This window comes from Streptomyces sp. CNB091 (assembly GCF_000377965.1).
Genome location: NZ_KB899005.1, coordinates 38,068 through 55,431 on the forward strand (window position 1 = coordinate 38,068; position 17,364 = coordinate 55,431).

A 17,364-nucleotide genomic window follows, 5' to 3' on the forward strand; every position below is an offset into this window, starting at 1 on the left:
CGGCCCACGGGAAACGTACGGGGTCAGTACGCGATGCCCACGCCCTGCTTCACGGCTGCCGGGTCCTCGGCCAACGCGAGCATCGCGTGTGCCACATCGGCCCGGGAGATGGACCGGCTGCTGCGCGGCGTACCGCCCACGACCTGCCGGTAGACGCCCGTGAGCGGCCCGTCTGTCAGCTTCGGCGGCCGTACCGCGGTCCAGTCCGTCGCACTGCGGGCCAACGCCGCCTCCATCCGGGTGAGATCGGCGTACAGCTCCGCCAGGACCGCGCTGATCGCCTTGCGCGTCAGCCGGTCCACCAGGGGATCGCCCTCCGGCTCCGGCCCGACGGGCACCGCGCTCACCACCAGTAGCCGCCGCACCTGCTCGGCCTCCATCGCCGTCAGAATCTGCCCGGTCAGCCGTTCGGCGACGCCGTTCGCCTTCCGGCCGCGCGAGCCCAGCCCCGACAGGACCGCGTCCCGCCCCGCCACCGCCGTCCGCACCGCCGCCGGATCGTCCAGCCGGACGACGGCGTGCGGCGCCGCGCGGACCAGCGGTTCCGGGAGCCGGTCCGGGTCGCGGACCACGACCGTCACCTCGTGGCCCGCCGCGCGTGCCTGCCCGACGATCTCCTGACCGACGCCGCCGGTCGCCCCGAACACGGTGATTCTCATGGTGCCCCCTGAGTGGGTAAGTGTTCACTAACCTCTAGGGTGGGTGGCTCCCCACCCGGACGTCAAGATCTCCGGGTCACGGCCTGTTGGAGCACGCATGGACCAGAAGCCCGCGCGCGTCCGGATCGTCGACGCGGCGCACGAGCTGATGCTCTCCATCGGCCTCGCCAGGACCACCACCAAGGAGATCGCCCGGGCGGCCGGCTGCTCGGAGGCGGCGCTCTACAAGTACTTCTCCGGAAAGGAGGAGCTGTTCGTCACCGTGCTCGCGGAGCGGCTGCCCCGGCTCGGGAACCTCCTCGGGGACCTGCGCGCGGGCGAGAACAGCGTCGAGGGCAACCTCACCGAGATCGCCCGGGTGGCCGCGCTGTTCTACGAGCAGACCTTCCCCATGGCCGCGTCCCTGTACGCCGAACCTCAGCTCAAGCGCCGTCACGAGGAGGGCGTGGGAGGGCTCGAAGCCGGGGCCCACCTGCCGATCCAGCAGCTCGACGCCTATCTGCGCGCCGAACAGGGCGCGGGCCGGGTCCGGGCCGACGCGGACACCTACGCCGCCGCCTCGCTGCTGCTGGGCGCCTGCGCCCAGCGGGCCTTCGCCTACACCGGGCTCCCCGGCGGCACGCCCCCGCCGCCCCTGGACGAGTTCGCCGCCTCCCTGGCCCGCACGCTGCTGGGCGGGATCGGCCCCCAGAGCCTGCCCGGGGTCAGCTAGCCAGCCAGTCGTCGATCCCGGAGAGGAGCTTCTCCCGTACGTCCATGGGGGCCGCCGATCCGCGCACCGACTGGCGGGCCAGCTCGGCCAGCTCCTCGTCGGTGAAGCCGTGGTGGCGGCGCACCAGCTCGTACTGGGCGGCCAGCCGGGAGCCGAACAGCAGCGGGTCGTCCGCCCCCAGCGCCATCGGCACGCCCGCGTCGAACAGAGTGCGCAGGGGGACGTCGGCGGGCTTCTCGTAGACGCCGAGCGCCACATTGGACGACGGGCAGACCTCGCAGGTGACCCCGCGCTCGGCGAGCTTGCGCAGCAGCCGGGGGTCCTCGGCGGCCCGGACCCCGTGTCCGATGCGCGAGGCGTCCAGGTCGTCGAGGCAGTCGCGCACGCTGGAGGGCCCGGCGAGCTCCCCGCCGTGCGGAGCCGCCAGCAGGCCTCCGTCGCGGGCGATCGCGAAGGCCCGGTCGAAGTCGCGGGCCATTCCGCGCCGCTCGTCGTTGGAGAGCCCGAAGCCGACGACACCCCGATCCGCGTAACGGACGGCGAGCCGGGCCAGGGTACGGGCGTCCAGCGGGTGCTTCATCCGGTTGGCGGCGATCACCACGCGCATGCCCAGACCGGTGTCCCGGGCGGCGCTGTCCACGGCGTCGAGGATGATCTCGATGGCCGGGATCAGCCCGCCGAGCAGCGGGGCGTACGAGGTGGGGTCGACCTGGATCTCCAGCCAGCCGGAGCCGTCCGCGACATCCTCCTGGGCGCTCTCGCGCACCAGGCGGTGAATGTCCTCAGGGGACCGCAGACACGACCGGGCGATGTCGTAGAGCCGCTGGAAACGGAACCAGCCGCGCTCGTCGGTCGCCCGCAGCTTGGGCGGCTCGCCGCCGGTCAGGGCGTCGGGGAGATGGACCCCGTACTTGTCGGCGAGTTCGAGCAGGGTGGTTGGCCGCATCGACCCGGTGAAGTGCAGGTGCAGGTGGGCCTTGGGCAACAGTCGTACATCACGCTCCATTGGGAGATCCTGCCGCACGGGCGGGCCGGAGCGGTAGCCGCTTTCCCTTCTAGGGGGGCCGCTCGAACAAAAAGCGCCCCCGGCCGGTGGAGGATTCCAGCGGCCCGGGGCGCTTTCCGTTTCGAGCGGTTACGTGACCGGTCAGGCCTTGGCCTCGCCCAGCAGCTTCTGGATCCGCGAGACGCCCTCGATCAGGTCCTCGTCGCCCAGGGCGTAGGACAGGCGCAGGTAGCCCGGGGTGCCGAAGGCCTCGCCGGGCACGACGGCGACCTCGGCCTCGTCCAGGATGAGCGCGGCCAGCTCGACGGTGGTGGCCGGACGCTTGCCGCGGATCTCCTTGCCGAGCAGGTCCTTCACCGCCGGGTAGGCGTAGAAGGCGCCCTCGGGCTCCGGGCAGAACACCCCGTCGATCTCGTTGAGCATCCGTACGACGATCCCCCGGCGGCGGTCGAAGGCGGTGCGCATCTCGGCGACGGCGTCCAGCGGGCCGGAGACGGCCGCGAGCGCGGCGACCTGGGCGACGTTGGAGACGTTGGAGGTGGCGTGTGACTGGAGGTTGGTCGCGGCCTTCACCACGTCCCGCGGGCCGATGATCCAGCCCACCCGCCAGCCGGTCATCGCGTACGTCTTGGCGACGCCGTTGACGACGATGCACTTGTCGCGGAGCTCGGGGACGATCGCCGGCAGCGAGGTGAAGGTGGCGTCGCCGTAGACAAGGTGCTCGTAGATCTCGTCGGTCATGACCCACAGACCGTGCTCGACGGCCCAACGGCCGATGGCCTCGGCGTCGGCCTCGCTGTAGACGGCGCCGGTCGGGTTGGACGGCGAGACGAACAGGACGACCTTGGTCTTCTCGGTGCGCGCGGCCTCCAACTGCTCGACGGAGACCCGGTAGCCCGTGGTCTCGTCGGCGACGACCTCGACCGGGACACCGCCGGCGAGCCGGATCGACTCGGGGTAGGTGGTCCAGTACGGGGCGGGGACGATGACCTCGTCGCCCGGGTCGAGGATCGCGGCGAAGGCCTCGTAGATGGCCTGCTTGCCACCGTTGGTCACCAGGATCTGGCTGGCGTCGACCTCGTAGCCGGAGTCGCGCAGGGTCTTCTCCGCGATGGCGGCCTTGAGCTCGGGGAGCCCGCCGGCCGGGGTGTAGCGGTGGTACTTCGGGTTGCGGCAGGCCTCGACCGCCGCGTCGACGATGTAGTCGGGCGTCGGGAAGTCGGGCTCGCCGGCCCCGAAGCCGATCACCGGACGCCCGGCGGCCTTGAGGGCCTTGGCCTTGGCGTCGACGGCGAGGGTCGCGGACTCGGAGATCGCACCGATGCGGGCCGAAACCCGGCGCTCGGACGGTGAAGTTGCAGCGCTCATGGCCCCATGCTCCCAGACCGCGAAAGCCGTCGGCACAGGGGTTTCAGGGACCGGACAGGACCCGGACACCATGCGGACAGGACCGGTCGGTCGCTGTCTGTTCGACGCGGCGGCCCTGAACACGTACACTCACCTGTCGTTGGCCTTCACCAGCCGCACCGTTCCTGCACCCGGTCACCGGGAAAGATGCGGTAGGTTGGTGGAAACCACAAAGGGTCGTAGCTCAATTGGTAGAGCACTGGTCTCCAAAACCAGCGGTTGGGGGTTCAAGTCCCTCCGGCCCTGCTACACACTCCTTCGCCAGGATGTGTGCGCATGTACGTACTTCATTGCACAGCCGTGCGGCTCCACCGGGCGCGGCACGGCCACGACCCGGAATCAGGTGAGTAGCGTGACGGACGCCGTGGGCTCCATCGACATGCCTGATGCTGAGGATGAAGCTCCCGAGTCGAAGAAGAAGACTCGGAAGGGCGGCAAGCGCGGCAAGAAAGGCCCTCTGGGTCGGCTCGCGCTGTTCTACCGCCAGATCGTCGCGGAACTCCGTAAGGTTGTCTGGCCGACCCGTAGCCAGCTGACGACGTACACCTCCGTGGTGATCGTGTTCGTCGTCGTCATGATCGGTCTTGTTACCGTTCTCGACATGGGCTTCGCCCGGGTCATCAAGTACGTCTTCGGCTGATCTCGCGGAAGGCGTCCGACCCGGCGCCCCTTTCGCACGTTCCACCCTTTGTATCCAGGAAGAAGCAGCCATCGTGTCTGACCCGAACCTGAACGACGCCGTCGAGCCCGAGGCTGGCGCCTTCGAGTCCGCCAAGGACGAGCTCGACATCGTTGAGGCTGCTGACTCCGTGGACCCGGACCAGGCCGAGGCCGCCGACCTCGCCGCGGGCGAGCCCGCCGAGCAGGCCGCCGTGAACGTGGAAGCGCAGGAGTCCGACGAGGACGACGCCGCCGAGACGGTCGAGGGCGAGGCCGCTGAGGACGAGGCCGACGACGAGAGCGCCGACGAGGAAGAGGCCGAACCGGCCGCCCCCGTCGACCCCGTCGCCGCCCTGCGCGAAGAGCTCCGCACGCTTCCCGGCGAGTGGTACGTCATCCACACGTACGCCGGTTACGAGAAGCGCGTGAAGGCCAACCTGGAGCAGCGCGCCGTCTCGCTGAACGTGGAGGAGTTCGTCTATCAGGCCGAGGTGCCCGAAGAGGAAATCGTCCAGATCAAGAACGGCGAGCGCAAGAACGTCCGGCAGAACAAGCTCCCCGGCTACGTGCTGGTGCGCATGGACCTGACGAACGAGTCCTGGGGCGTCGTGCGGAACACGCCGGGCGTCACCGGCTTCGTGGGCAACGCCTACGACCCGTACCCGCTGACCCTGGACGAGATCGTCAAGATGCTCGCCCCGGAGGCCGAGGAGAAGGCCGCCCGCGAGGCCGCCGAGGCCGAGGGCAAGCCGGCCCCGTCCCGCAAGGTCGAGGTCCAGGTGCTGGACTTCGAGGTCGGCGACTCGGTCACCGTCACGGACGGTCCGTTCGCCACGCTGCAGGCCACGATCAACGAGATCAACGCCGACTCGAAGAAGGTCAAGGGCCTCGTCGAGATCTTCGGCCGCGAGACCCCGGTCGAGCTCAGCTTCGACCAGATCCAGAAGAACTAGCACTTCCCGCCGGTTTCTGGACACATGCCTACCCAGCAGGTCAGAGGGGCTTTACAGCCGCTCTGACCTGCTGGGTTTTTGGTCGCGCAGCTATACCCGTTATCGTTGCGCGGTATGCCTCCATCCGGATGACCGGAATCGGCGGCGAAACACTCTCATAGGACCCGGAGAGAGCAATGCCTCCCAAGAAGAAGAAGATCACGGGGCTTATCAAGCTTCAGATCAACGCCGGTGCGGCGAACCCGGCCCCGCCGGTCGGCCCCGCGCTCGGTCAGCACGGCGTCAACATCATGGAGTTCTGCAAGGCCTACAACGCCGCGACCGAGTCGCAGCGTGGCATGGTCGTGCCGGTGGAGATCACGGTCTACGAGGACCGTTCCTTCACCTTCATCACGAAGACTCCGCCGGCCGCCAAGCTGATCCTCAAGGCCGCGGGTGTGGACAAGGGCTCCGGCGAGCCGCACAAGACCAAGGTCGCCAAGCTGACGGCCGCCCAGGTCCGCGAGATCGCCACGACGAAGCTCCCCGACCTGAACGCCAATGACCTCGACGCCGCGTCGAAGATCATTGCCGGCACGGCCCGTTCCATGGGCATCACGGTCGAAGGCTGATTCAGCCCCGTAACCCCCAGTGGTAGGACCAAGCGCTGGTCCGCACCACGACTCCACACTCTGAAACCCCAGGAGTAGAAGTGAAGCGCAGCAAGAACCTCCGCGCTGCGGACGCCAAGATCGACCGGGAGCGCAACTACGCCCCGCTCGAGGCCGTCCGTCTCGCCAAGGAAACGTCCACCACGAAGTTCGACGGCACCGTCGAGGTCGCCTTTGCCCTGGGTGTCGACCCGCGCAAGGCCGACCAGATGGTCCGCGGCACCGTGAACCTCCCGCACGGCACCGGCAAGACCGCCCGGGTCCTGGTCTTCGCGACCGGTGACCGTGCTGCGGCCGCGGAAGCCGCCGGAGCCGACATCGTCGGCGCCGACGAGCTCATCGACGAGGTGGCGAAGGGCCGTCTGGACTTCGACGCCGTCGTCGCTACCCCGGACCTCATGGGCAAGGTCGGCCGCCTGGGCCGCGTGCTCGGTCCGCGTGGTCTGATGCCGAACCCGAAGACCGGCACCGTCACCCCCGATGTCGTGAAGGCTGTCAACGACATCAAGGGCGGCAAGATCGAGTTCCGCGTCGACAAGCACTCGAACCTGCACTTCATCATCGGCAAGACCTCGTTCGACGAGACCAAGCTGGTGGAGAACTACGCAGCGGCGCTGGACGAGATCCTCCGTCTGAAGCCGTCCGCCGCCAAGGGCCGCTACATCAAGAAGGCCACCCTGGCCACCACGATGGGCCCCGGCATCCCGCTGGACGCCAACCGCACCCGCAACCTCCTCGTCGAGGAGGACCCGGCCGCCGTCTGAGCTTCCACGCTCACCCGGTAGCCGCGGCGTACGCGTGCACTGTGTGAACGGGCCCCGCAACCTTTCGAGGTGCGGGGCCCGTCCTCGTATCCGTAAGGAGTCATGTCTGTCAGTGCCCTGTGCCACTGTTGTGCGGGGAACGACAGACGATACGAGGGGTGGACGGGTACATGAGGACGAGCACGGCACGACGCGTGGGCACGGCTCTGGCCGCCGCGGCGGCACTGACGTCGATAGCCGCCTGTAGTGGCTCCGACGGCTCGAAGGGCTCAGGCGGGGCCGGAGAGGGCAAGGCGGGCGCCGTCTCCAAGGCGAGCCCCGTGGCCGCGCTGAAGCAGGTGCAGCAGAAGACCGGAGGCGCCCAGTCGGCGAAGGTCGAGGGCACCACCGAGATGGGCACCGCCATGTCCATGAAGCAGTCCGGGTCCATCGGCTGGGCCGACGGCCTCTCGGGCGCGCTGACCATCACGTACACCGGCGGCACCATGGGCGACGCCCTGAAGCAGGCCGGCGGCGACGGATCGGTCGAGGCGCGCTATTTCAAGGACGAGTACTACGCCAACATGGGCGACGCCATGGCGGCCAACACCGGCGGGAAGCACTGGATCCGCTATTCCTACAAGGACCTCGCCGAGCTGGGCGGCGCCTCCGGCGACGTCATGAAGGACCAGATCCAGAACAGCACGCCCGAGCAGGGCGTGAAGGCGCTCCTGGCCTCCGGCGACGTGAAGAAGGTCGGCCAGGAGGACGTCCGCGGGGTCTCCGCGACGCACTACTCCGGCACGGTCGACGTGGCCGACCTGACCGCGAAGAACAGCAACCTGGACGCGAAGCAGCTGGCCGCGTTCAAGGAGCAGCTCGCTCTGGCAGGGGTGACCACCCAGACCGTCGACATCTGGGTCGACAAGAACGACCTGCTGGTGAAGAAGACCGAGCGCGGCGAGATGAAGACCGGCACGTTCAACTCGACGCTCTTCTACAGCGACTACGGCACCGAGGTCCCCTCCGAGAGGCCGTCGGCCTCGGACACCGTGGACTTCAAGGAGATGCTGAAGCAGCCCGGCGCTACCCCGGGCGGCACCGCCTGACACCTCCCGCAAGGGACGAACGAGGACGGATTTGCTCGTCCCGCATCCGGTCGCGTACTCTCACCAAGAAGCCAAAGACCGCTGGTCGTCGCTGTGCCTCGTCAGAGGGACGGTGACCGAAGGTTCCGCTAGATCGGACGACCTGCGCAGGTGACTGTGGAACGCTCCCGGACTCTGTTCGGTCGAGCCGCGCCCTGGCACTTGTGCTGGGGCGTTTCGTCTTTCCCGGCCCCTTCTGAGCGGTCCTCATCACCCGGAAGGAGGCCGACGCTCATGGCAAGGCCCGACAAGGCTGCCGCGGTAGCCGAGCTGACGGACCAGTTCCGCAGCTCGAACGCCGCCGTGCTGACCGAGTACCGGGGTCTCACCGTGGCACAGCTCAAGGAGCTGCGCCGTTCGCTCGGTGAGAACGCCCAGTACGCCGTGGTGAAGAACACGCTGACCAAGATTGCGGCCAACGAGGCCGGGATCGACACGCTGGACGACCTGTTCTCGGGTCCGACGGCGGTTGCCTTCGTCACCGGTGACCCGGTGGAGTCGGCGAAGGGTCTTCGTGACTTCGCCAAGGACAACCCCAACCTCATCATCAAGGGCGGTGTCCTTGACGGTAAGGCGCTGTCCGCCGATGAGTTCAAGAAGCTCGCGGACCTCGAGTCCCGCGAGGTTCTGCTCTCCAAGCTGGCCGGTGCCTTCAAGGGCAAGCAGACTCAGGCTGCGCAGCTCTTCCAGGCACTGCCGTCGAAGTTCGTCCGCACCGCGGAAGCGCTTCGCGCCAAGAAGGAAGAGCAGGGCGGTGCCGGTACTCCGGCTCCCGCCGAGGCCGCCGAGTAATTTCGCTCAGCGGTCCAGCGGGCTCCACGTACGCCCGCCGACACATACATCCGGCACCTGCCGAATAGTGGAAGGACGCCTATCATGGCGAAGCTGTCCCAGGACGACCTGCTCGCGCAGTTCGAAGACATGACCCTCATCGAGCTCTCCGCCTTCGTGAAGGCCTTCGAGGAGAAGTTCGACGTCACCGCCGCCGCGGCCGTCGCCGTTGCCGGTCCGGCCGGCCCGGGCGCCGTCGCCGAGGCCGCCGAGGAGCAGGACGAGTTCGACGTCATCCTCACCGGTGCCGGCGAGAAGAAGATCCAGGTCATCAAGACCGTCCGTGAGCTGACCTCGCTCGGTCTCAAGGAGGCCAAGGACCTCGTCGACGGCACCCCGAAGCCGGTCCTCGAGAAGGTCGCCAAGGACGTCGCGGAGAAGGCTGCCGAGTCCCTCAAGGCCGCCGGCGCTTCCGTCGAGGTCAAGTAACACCTCGGGAGTCCTCCGGACTCCCTGGGCGCCTCAGGTGCCCGCGCCAAGGGCGATCACCCATCCGGGTGGTCGCCCTTCGGCGTGCCCGTGGCGGGTGCCTTGCTCTTCCGCCGACGACGAGTAGGGTGATCTTCGCCGTGCGCCTCTCGCGGGCCCCTCAGGGGCGTCCTGTGGGCATCCCGGGGGTGGCCGGTGAAGGCTCCCGGAGGTCCGATCGGACCGGCGGGCCTTGACGAACCGGACGCGGCGCGCAATTCTCAGGACGCGTCATCACTTCGATCCGTATCCGAGGCATGGATCGAGAGTGAAGAGGGCAGTAAAGAAGAGTGCACCCCGCGCGAGGGCTAGGGCTAGACATAGGTGTTGAGAACAGCTGTTGAGAGCAACGTGGGTCTCTGAGAACCCCGACTGGACATCAGTGTGCCGCTTGGCTACACTGACCCTTTGCGCTGCCTGTTAGCTGCCTCCTGCCCGTCACCAGGGGCATGCCCACGCTGAAGCACCGATGGCCGACCCCCTCCGACCTGGTCGTTTTGCGACCGATTCGGAACGGTCTGTCTTTGTGTCCAGGGTGGGACCGGTACGCGCGTAGTGAGTCCGAGCCCTCGGAAGGACCCCCTCTTGGCCGCCTCGCGCAACGCCTCGACCGCGAATACGAACAACGATGCCAGCACCGCCCCGCTGCGTATCTCCTTTGCAAAGATCAAGGAGCCCCTCGAGGTTCCGAACCTCCTCGCGCTGCAGACCGAGAGCTTTGACTGGCTCCTGGGCAACAGCGCCTGGAAGGCTCGCGTCGAGGCTGCTCTGGACAGTGGGCAAGACGTCCCCACCAAGTCCGGCCTGGAGGAGATCTTCGAGGAGATCTCACCGATCGAGGACTTCTCCGGGTCGATGTCGCTTACGTTCCGCGACCACCGCTTCGAGCCCCCGAAGAACTCGATCGACGAGTGCAAGGAGCGCGACTTCACGTTCGCCGCGCCGCTCTTCGTCACGGCCGAGTTCACCAACAACGAGACCGGCGAGATCAAGTCCCAGACGGTCTTCATGGGCGACTTCCCGCTCATGACCAACAAGGGCACCTTCGTCATCAACGGCACCGAGCGTGTCGTCGTGTCGCAGCTGGTCCGCTCGCCGGGTGTCTACTTCGACTCCTCCATCGACAAGACGTCCGACAAGGACATCTTCTCCGCCAAGATCATCCCCTCCCGGGGCGCCTGGCTGGAGATGGAGATCGACAAGCGCGACATGGTCGGTGTCCGCATCGACCGCAAGCGCAAGCAGTCCGTCACCGTCCTCCTGAAGGCGCTCGGCTGGAGCACCGAGCAGATCCTGGAGGAGTTCGGCGAGTACGAGTCGATGCGCGCCACCCTGGAGAAGGACCACACCCAGGGCCAGGACGACGCACTGCTCGACATCTACCGCAAGCTGCGTCCGGGCGAGCCGCCGACGCGCGAGGCCGCTCAGACGCTGCTCGAGAACCTCTACTTCAACCCGAAGCGCTACGACCTCGCGAAGGTCGGCCGCTACAAGGTGAACAAGAAGCTCGGCGCCGATGAGCCGCTGGACGCCGGGGTGCTCACCTCGGACGACGTCATCGCGACCATCAAGTACCTGGTCAAGCTGCACGCCGGTGAGACCGAGACGACCGGTGAGTCCGGCCGGGAGATCGTCGTCGAGACCGACGACATCGACCACTTCGGCAACCGTCGTCTGCGCAACGTCGGCGAGCTCATCCAGAACCAGGTCCGTACGGGCCTGGCGCGGATGGAGCGCGTCGTGCGTGAGCGCATGACCACCCAGGACGTCGAGGCGATCACGCCGCAGACCCTGATCAACATCCGGCCGGTCGTCGCCTCCATCAAGGAGTTCTTCGGCACCAGCCAGCTGTCGCAGTTCATGGACCAGAACAACCCGCTGTCGGGTCTCACCCACAAGCGCCGTCTGTCGGCTCTTGGCCCGGGTGGTCTCTCCCGTGAGCGGGCCGGCTTCGAGGTCCGAGACGTGCACCCGTCCCACTACGGACGCATGTGCCCGATCGAGACTCCCGAAGGCCCGAACATCGGTCTGATCGGTTCGCTCGCGTCGTTCGGCCGCGTCAACGCGTTCGGCTTCATCGAGACGCCGTACCGCAAGGTCGTCGACGGCCAGGTCACCGACGACGTCGACTACATCACGGCCGACGAGGAGGACCGCTTCGTCATCGCCCAGGCGAACGCCGTGCTCTCCGACGAGCTGCGCTTCACCGAGCCCCGCGTCCTGGTCCGCCGTCGTGGCGGGGAGGTCGACTACGTGCCCGGCACGGAGGTCGACTACATGGACGTCTCGCCGCGCCAGATGGTGTCCGTCGCCACCGCGATGATCCCCTTCCTGGAGCACGACGACGCCAACCGTGCCCTCATGGGCGCGAACATGATGCGTCAGGCGGTGCCGCTCATCAAGTCGGAGGCGCCGCTGGTCGGCACCGGCATGGAGTACCGCTGCGCCACCGACGCCGGCGACGTCCTCAAGGCCGAGAAGGACGGTGTGGTCCAGGAGGTCTCCGCGGACTACATCACCGTCACGAACGACGACGGCACGTACACCACGTACCGCATCGCCAAGTTCATGCGCTCCAACCAGGGCACCTCGGTCAACCAGAAGGTCGTCGTCTCCGAGGGCGACCGGATCGTGGCCGACCAGGTGCTCGCCGACGGACCGGCCACCGAGAACGGTGAGATGGCCCTCGGCAAGAACCTGCTCGTGGCGTTCATGCCGTGGGAGGGTCACAACTACGAGGACGCGATCATCCTGTCGCAGCGCCTCGTGCAGGACGACGTCCTCTCCTCGATCCACATCGAGGAGCACGAGGTCGACGCCCGTGACACCAAGCTCGGCCCGGAGGAGATCACCCGGGACATCCCGAACGTCTCCGAAGAGGTCCTCGCCGACCTCGACGAGCGCGGCATCATCCGGATCGGCGCCGAGGTCGTCGCCGGCGACATCCTCGTCGGCAAGGTCACGCCCAAGGGCGAGACCGAGCTGACCCCCGAGGAGCGCCTGCTCCGCGCGATCTTCGGTGAGAAGGCGCGGGAGGTGCGCGACACCTCGCTGAAGGTGCCGCACGGTGAGATCGGCAAGGTCATCGGCGTCCGCGTCTTCGACCGCGAAGAGGGCGACGAGCTGCCGCCGGGCGTGAACCAGCTGGTCCGCGTCTACGTCGCGCAGAAGCGCAAGATCACCGATGGTGACAAGCTCGCCGGCCGTCACGGCAACAAGGGCGTCATCTCCAAGATCCTGCCGATCGAGGACATGCCGTTCCTGGAGGACGGCACCCCGGTCGACATCATCCTCAACCCGCTGGGTGTCCCGTCCCGAATGAACCCGGGACAGGTCCTGGAGATCCACCTCGGCTGGCTCGCCAGCCGCGGCTGGGACGTCTCCGGCCTCGGTGACGAGTGGGCCCAGCGCCTGCAGGTCATCGGCGCCGACCAGGTCCCGCCCGGCACCAACGTCGCCACGCCCGTCTTCGACGGTGCGCGCGAGGACGAGATCACCGGCCTCTTCAAGGCCACGATCCCCAACCGCGACGGCGACCGGCTGGTCCAGCCCTCCGGCAAGGCCCAGCTCTACGACGGCCGCTCCGGCGAGCCGTTCCCGGACCCGGTCTCGGTCGGGTTCATGTACATCCTCAAGCTGCACCACCTGGTCGACGACAAGCTCCACGCGCGGTCGACCGGCCCGTACTCCATGATCACCCAGCAGCCGCTGGGTGGTAAGGCACAGTTCGGTGGTCAGCGCTTCGGTGAGATGGAGGTGTGGGCCCTTGAGGCCTACGGCGCCGCGTACGCCCTCCAGGAGCTCCTGACGATCAAGTCCGACGACGTGACCGGCCGCGTGAAGGTCTACGAGGCCATCGTCAAGGGCGAGAACATCCCCGAGCCCGGCATTCCCGAGTCCTTCAAGGTGCTCATCAAGGAAATGCAGTCGCTCTGCCTCAACGTGGAGGTGCTGTCCTCGGACGGCATGTCCATCGAGATGCGCGACACGGACGAGGACGTCTTCCGTGCGGCGGAGGAACTCGGTATCGACCTGTCCCGGCGCGAGCCGAGCAGCGTCGAAGAGGTCTGACGGGCCGGCCGGCCGCCTCATCCCGAGGCGGCCGGCCCTCCCCGGACCCGTTCAGACCATTGATTTGACGAGACCCCGAAAGAGGGATTGACGACAAGTGCTCGACGTCAACTTCTTCGACGAGCTGCGGATCGGCCTTGCCACCGCGGACGACATCCGGACCTGGTCGCACGGCGAAGTGAAGAAGCCGGAGACCATCAACTACCGCACGCTCAAGCCCGAGAAGGACGGACTCTTCTGCGAGAAGATCTTCGGTCCGACCCGGGACTGGGAGTGCTACTGCGGCAAGTACAAGCGTGTCCGCTTCAAGGGCATCATCTGCGAGCGCTGCGGCGTCGAGGTCACTCGCGCCAAGGTGCGTCGTGAGCGGATGGGCCACATCGAGCTTGCCGCTCCCGTCACCCACATCTGGTACTTCAAGGGCGTTCCCTCGCGCCTCGGGTACCTGCTGGACCTCGCGCCGAAGGACCTCGAGAAGGTCATCTACTTCGCCGCGTACATGATCACGTTCGTGGACGAGGAGCGTCGTACCCGCGACCTGCCGTCCCTGGAGGCCCACGTCTCCGTCGAGCGCCAGCAGACCGAGAACCGCCGCGACTCCGACCTGGAGGCCCGCGCCAAGAAGCTCGAGACCGACCTGGCCGAGCTGGAGGCCGAGGGCGCCAAGGCGGACGTGCGCCGCAAGGTGCGCGAAGGCGCCGAGCGTGAGATGAAGCAGCTGCGCGACCGTGCGCAGCGCGAGATCGACCGCCTCGACGAGGTGTGGAGCCGCTTCAAGAACCTCAAGGTCCAGGACCTGGAGGGCGACGAGCTGCTCTACCGCGAGCTGCGTGACCGCTTCGGCACGTACTTCGACGGCTGCATGGGCGCCGCGGCGCTCCAGAAGCGCCTGGAGTCCTTCGACCTCGACGAGGAGGCCGAGCGCCTCCGCGAGATCATCCGCACCGGCAAGGGCCAGAAGAAGACCCGTGCTCTCAAGCGCCTCAAGGTCGTCTCCGCGTTCCTGCAGACCAGCAACAAGCCCAAGGGCATGGTGCTCGACTGCGTGCCGGTCATCCCGCCGGACCTGCGTCCGATGGTGCAGCTGGACGGTGGCCGCTTCGCGACCTCCGACCTGAACGACCTGTACCGCCGTGTGATCAACCGCAACAACCGCCTCAAGCGTCTCCTCGACCTCGGCGCCCCCGAGATCATCGTGAACAACGAGAAGCGGATGCTGCAGGAGGCCGTCGACGCGCTGTTCGACAACGGTCGCCGCGGTCGCCCGGTCACCGGTCCCGGTAACCGTCCCCTGAAGTCCCTGAGCGACATGCTCAAGGGCAAGCAGGGTCGTTTCCGTCAGAACCTCCTCGGCAAGCGCGTGGACTACTCCGCGCGTTCCGTGATCGTCGTCGGTCCGCAGCTCAAGCTGCACCAGTGCGGTCTGCCGAAGGCGATGGCGCTGGAGCTCTTCAAGCCGTTCGTGATGAAGCGCCTGGTGGACCTGAACCACGCGCAGAACATCAAGTCGGCCAAGCGCATGGTCGAGCGTGGCCGCACCGTCGTGTACGACGTCCTCGAAGAGGTCATCGCCGAGCACCCGGTGCTGCTGAACCGTGCGCCCACCCTGCACCGCCTGGGCATCCAGGCCTTCGAGCCGCAGCTGGTCGAGGGCAAGGCCATCCAGATCCACCCGCTCGTCTGCACCGCGTTCAACGCGGACTTCGACGGTGACCAGATGGCCGTGCACCTGCCGCTCTCCGCGGAGGCGCAGGCCGAGGCCCGCATCCTGATGCTGTCCTCGAACAACATCCTGAAGCCGGCCGACGGTCGTCCCGTCACCATGCCGACCCAGGACATGGTGCTGGGCCTCTACTTCCTCACCACGGACGACGAGGGCCGCAACGTCACGGGCGCGGGCCGCGCGTTCGGCTCCACGGCGGAGGCCACCATGGCCTTCGACGCCCGCGAGCTGTCGCTCCAGGCGAAGGTCGACATCCGCTTCCCGGTCGGCACCATGCCGCCGCGGGGCTGGGTGCCGCCGGTCGCCGAGGAGGGCGAGCCGGAGTACCAGCCCGGCGACACCTTCCGGCTGCGGACCAGCCTGGGCCGCGCGCTCTTCAACGAGCTGCTGCCCGAGGACTACCCGTTCGTCGACTACTCGGTGGGCAAGAAGCAGCTCTCCGAGATCGTCAACGACCTGGCCGAGCGCTACCCCAAGGTCATCGTGGCGGCGACGCTCGACAACCTGAAGGCGGCGGGCTTCCACTGGGCGACCCGTTCCGGCGTCACCGTGGCCTTCTCGGACATTCTCGGTCCGCCGGAGAAGCCGCAGATCCTGGAGCGGTACGAGGGTGATGCGCTCAAGGTCCAGAACCAGTTCGAGCGCGGTCTGATCACCAAGGACGAGCGCACGCAGGAAATGGTCGTCATCTGGAACAAGGCCACCAACGAGGTGTCCGAGGCCATGCAGCGGAACTTCCCGCGGACCAACTCGATCTTCGTCATGATCGAGTCCGGTGCGCGAGGAAACATGATGCAGATGCGTCAGATCGCCGGTATGCGTGGTCTGGTGGCCAACGCCAAGAACGAGACCATCCCGCGTCCGATCAAGGCGTCGTACCGTGACGGTCTGACCGTCCTCGAGTACTTCATCGCCACCCACGGCGCCCGTAAGGGTCTGGCGGACACCGCCCTGCGTACCGCCGACTCGGGTTACCTGACCCGTCGTCTGGTGGACGTCTCGCAGGACGTGATCATTCGCGAGGAGGACTGCGGCACCGACCGCGGCCTCAAGCTGAAGATCGCGGTCAAGGGCGCCGACGGCGTGCTCCGCAAGACGGAGGACGTCGAGACCTCGGTCTACGCCCGCATGCTCGCCGAGGACGTCGTGGTGGACGGCAAGGTCATCGCGCCTGCCAACGTCGACCTCGGTGACGTCCTGATCGACGCCCTGGTGGGCGCCGGAGTCGAGGAGGTCAAGACCCGCTCGGTCCTGACCTGTGAGTCCGCCGTCGGCACCTGTGCCTTCTGCTACGGACGCTCGCTCGCCACCGGCAAGCTGGTCGACATCGGTGAGGCGGTCGGCATCATCGCCGCCCAGTCCATCGGTGAGCCCGGCACCCAGCTGACGATGCGTACCTTCCACACCGGTGGTGTGGCCGGTGACGACATCACCCAGGGTCTGCCCCGAGTCGTCGAGCTCTTCGAAGCCCGTACGCCGAAGGGTGTCGCCCCGATCTCCGAGGCCAAGGGCCGGGTGCGGATCGAGGAGACCGAGAAGACCAAGAAGCTCGTCGTCACCCCGGACGACGGCAGCGACGAGACGGCGTTCCCGATCTCGAAGCGTGCCCGTCTGCTCGTGGGCGAGGGCGACCCGGTCGAGGTGGGCCAGAAGCTCACCGTCGGTGCGACCAACCCGCACGACGTGCTGCGCGTGCTCGGCCAGCGTGCGGTCCAGGTCCACCTGGTCGGCGAAGTCCAGAAGGTCTACAACTCGCAGGGCGTGTCGATCCACGACAAGCACATCGAGATCATCATCCGGCAGATGCTCCGCCGCGTGACGATCATCGAGTCCGGCGACGCGGAGCTGCTTCCGGGCGAGCTGGTCGAGCGGTCGAAGTTCGAGACCGAGAACCGTCGTGTGGTCACCGAGGGCGGTCACCCCGCCTCTGGCCGTCCGCAGCTGATGGGTATCACCAAGGCCTCGCTCGCCACCGAGTCGTGGCTGTCGGCGGCGTCCTTCCAGGAGACGACCAGGGTTCTCACCGACGCGGCGATCAACGCCAAGTCGGACTCCCTGATCGGCCTCAAGGAGAACGTCATCATCGGTAAGCTCATCCCGGCCGGTACGGGTCTGTCCCGCTACCGCAACATCCGGGTCGAGCCGACCGAGGAGGCCAAGGCCGCGATGTACTCGGCCGTCGGCTACGACGACATCGACTACTCGCCGTTCGGCACCGGCTCCGGCCAGGCCGTTCCGCTGGAGGACTACGACTACGGTCCGTACAACCAGTAAGCGGTAGTGCCGAAGGGCGGTCACCCCACTGGGGTGGCCGCCCTTCGGGCTTCTCGGGT

At 67.6% G+C, this 17,364-nt stretch carries 13 protein-coding genes and 1 tRNA gene; 11 read left to right on the plus strand and 3 right to left on the minus strand.

Annotated features, from left to right (window positions below):
• Positions 1-23: 23 nt before the first annotated feature.
• Positions 24-659, minus strand: a complete 636-nt coding sequence (locus D581_RS0126315; protein WP_026290928.1) for an NAD(P)-dependent oxidoreductase — start codon at positions 657-659, stop codon at positions 24-26.
• Between the two features lie 97 nt (positions 660-756).
• Between D581_RS0126315 and D581_RS0126320 the strand changes: the two genes are divergently transcribed.
• The gene (locus D581_RS0126320) at positions 757-1,371 is read left to right on the plus strand and encodes a TetR/AcrR family transcriptional regulator (protein WP_018960174.1); all 615 of its coding nucleotides are present in this window, start codon (positions 757-759) and stop codon (positions 1,369-1,371) included.
• Here the strand turns inward: D581_RS0126320 and D581_RS0126325 are convergent.
• Both D581_RS0126325 and D581_RS0126330 read right to left on the minus strand, forming a co-directional pair.
• Positions 1,364-2,377 carry an adenosine deaminase gene (locus tag D581_RS0126325; protein ID WP_018960175.1) on the minus strand — a complete coding sequence of 338 codons (1,014 nt, stop codon included), beginning with the start codon at positions 2,375-2,377 and terminating at the stop codon, positions 1,364-1,366. The two genes, D581_RS0126320 and D581_RS0126325, sit on opposite strands and share 8 nt — an antisense overlap.
• A 141-nt stretch (positions 2,378-2,518) precedes the next feature.
• Positions 2,519-3,745 carry a pyridoxal phosphate-dependent aminotransferase gene (locus D581_RS0126330; RefSeq protein ID WP_018960176.1) on the minus strand — a complete coding sequence of 409 codons (1,227 nt, stop codon included), beginning with the start codon at positions 3,743-3,745 and terminating at the stop codon, positions 2,519-2,521.
• Positions 3,746-3,957: 212 nt separating this feature from the next.
• Here D581_RS0126330 and D581_RS0126335 point away from each other — a divergent pair.
• The 10 genes from D581_RS0126335 (at position 3,958) to D581_RS0126380 (ending at position 17,305) form a co-directional block, all read left to right on the plus strand.
• Positions 3,958-4,030, plus strand: a tRNA-Trp gene (locus tag D581_RS0126335).
• Positions 4,031-4,136: 106 nt separating this feature from the next.
• Positions 4,137-4,424: a preprotein translocase subunit SecE gene (secE, locus tag D581_RS0126340; RefSeq protein ID WP_018960177.1), complete on the plus strand. Its 288-nt coding sequence runs from the start codon at positions 4,137-4,139 to the stop codon at positions 4,422-4,424.
• A gap of 73 nt (positions 4,425-4,497) precedes the next feature.
• Positions 4,498-5,397, plus strand: coding sequence for a transcription termination/antitermination protein NusG (gene nusG, locus D581_RS0126345; protein WP_018960178.1), 900 nt, complete (start codon positions 4,498-4,500; stop codon positions 5,395-5,397).
• A gap of 176 nt (positions 5,398-5,573) precedes the next feature.
• Entirely contained in the window at positions 5,574-6,008 is a 435-nt protein-coding gene (gene rplK, locus D581_RS0126350; RefSeq protein ID WP_007445924.1) for a 50S ribosomal protein L11, read from the plus strand.
• An 80-nt stretch (positions 6,009-6,088) separates the two neighbouring features.
• Entirely contained in the window at positions 6,089-6,811 is a 723-nt protein-coding gene (gene rplA / locus D581_RS0126355; RefSeq protein ID WP_018960179.1) for a 50S ribosomal protein L1, read from the plus strand.
• 170 nt (positions 6,812-6,981) lie between these two features.
• Positions 6,982-7,899: an SCO4651 family lipoprotein gene (locus tag D581_RS0126360; RefSeq protein ID WP_026290929.1), complete on the plus strand. Its 918-nt coding sequence runs from the start codon at positions 6,982-6,984 to the stop codon at positions 7,897-7,899.
• A gap of 273 nt (positions 7,900-8,172) precedes the next feature.
• Positions 8,173-8,730, plus strand: a complete 558-nt coding sequence (rplJ, locus tag D581_RS0126365; RefSeq protein ID WP_018960181.1) for a 50S ribosomal protein L10 — start codon at positions 8,173-8,175, stop codon at positions 8,728-8,730.
• An 84-nt stretch (positions 8,731-8,814) separates the two neighbouring features.
• Positions 8,815-9,198 carry a 50S ribosomal protein L7/L12 gene (gene rplL / locus D581_RS0126370; RefSeq protein WP_018960182.1) on the plus strand — a complete coding sequence of 128 codons (384 nt, stop codon included), beginning with the start codon at positions 8,815-8,817 and terminating at the stop codon, positions 9,196-9,198.
• Positions 9,199-9,822: 624 nt separating this feature from the next.
• Positions 9,823-13,308, plus strand: coding sequence for a DNA-directed RNA polymerase subunit beta (rpoB, locus tag D581_RS0126375; RefSeq protein ID WP_018960183.1), 3,486 nt, complete (start codon positions 9,823-9,825; stop codon positions 13,306-13,308).
• Between the two features lie 97 nt (positions 13,309-13,405).
• Positions 13,406-17,305, plus strand: a complete 3,900-nt coding sequence (locus D581_RS0126380; protein WP_018960184.1) for a DNA-directed RNA polymerase subunit beta' — start codon at positions 13,406-13,408, stop codon at positions 17,303-17,305.
• Positions 17,306-17,364: the final 59 nt, after the last annotated feature.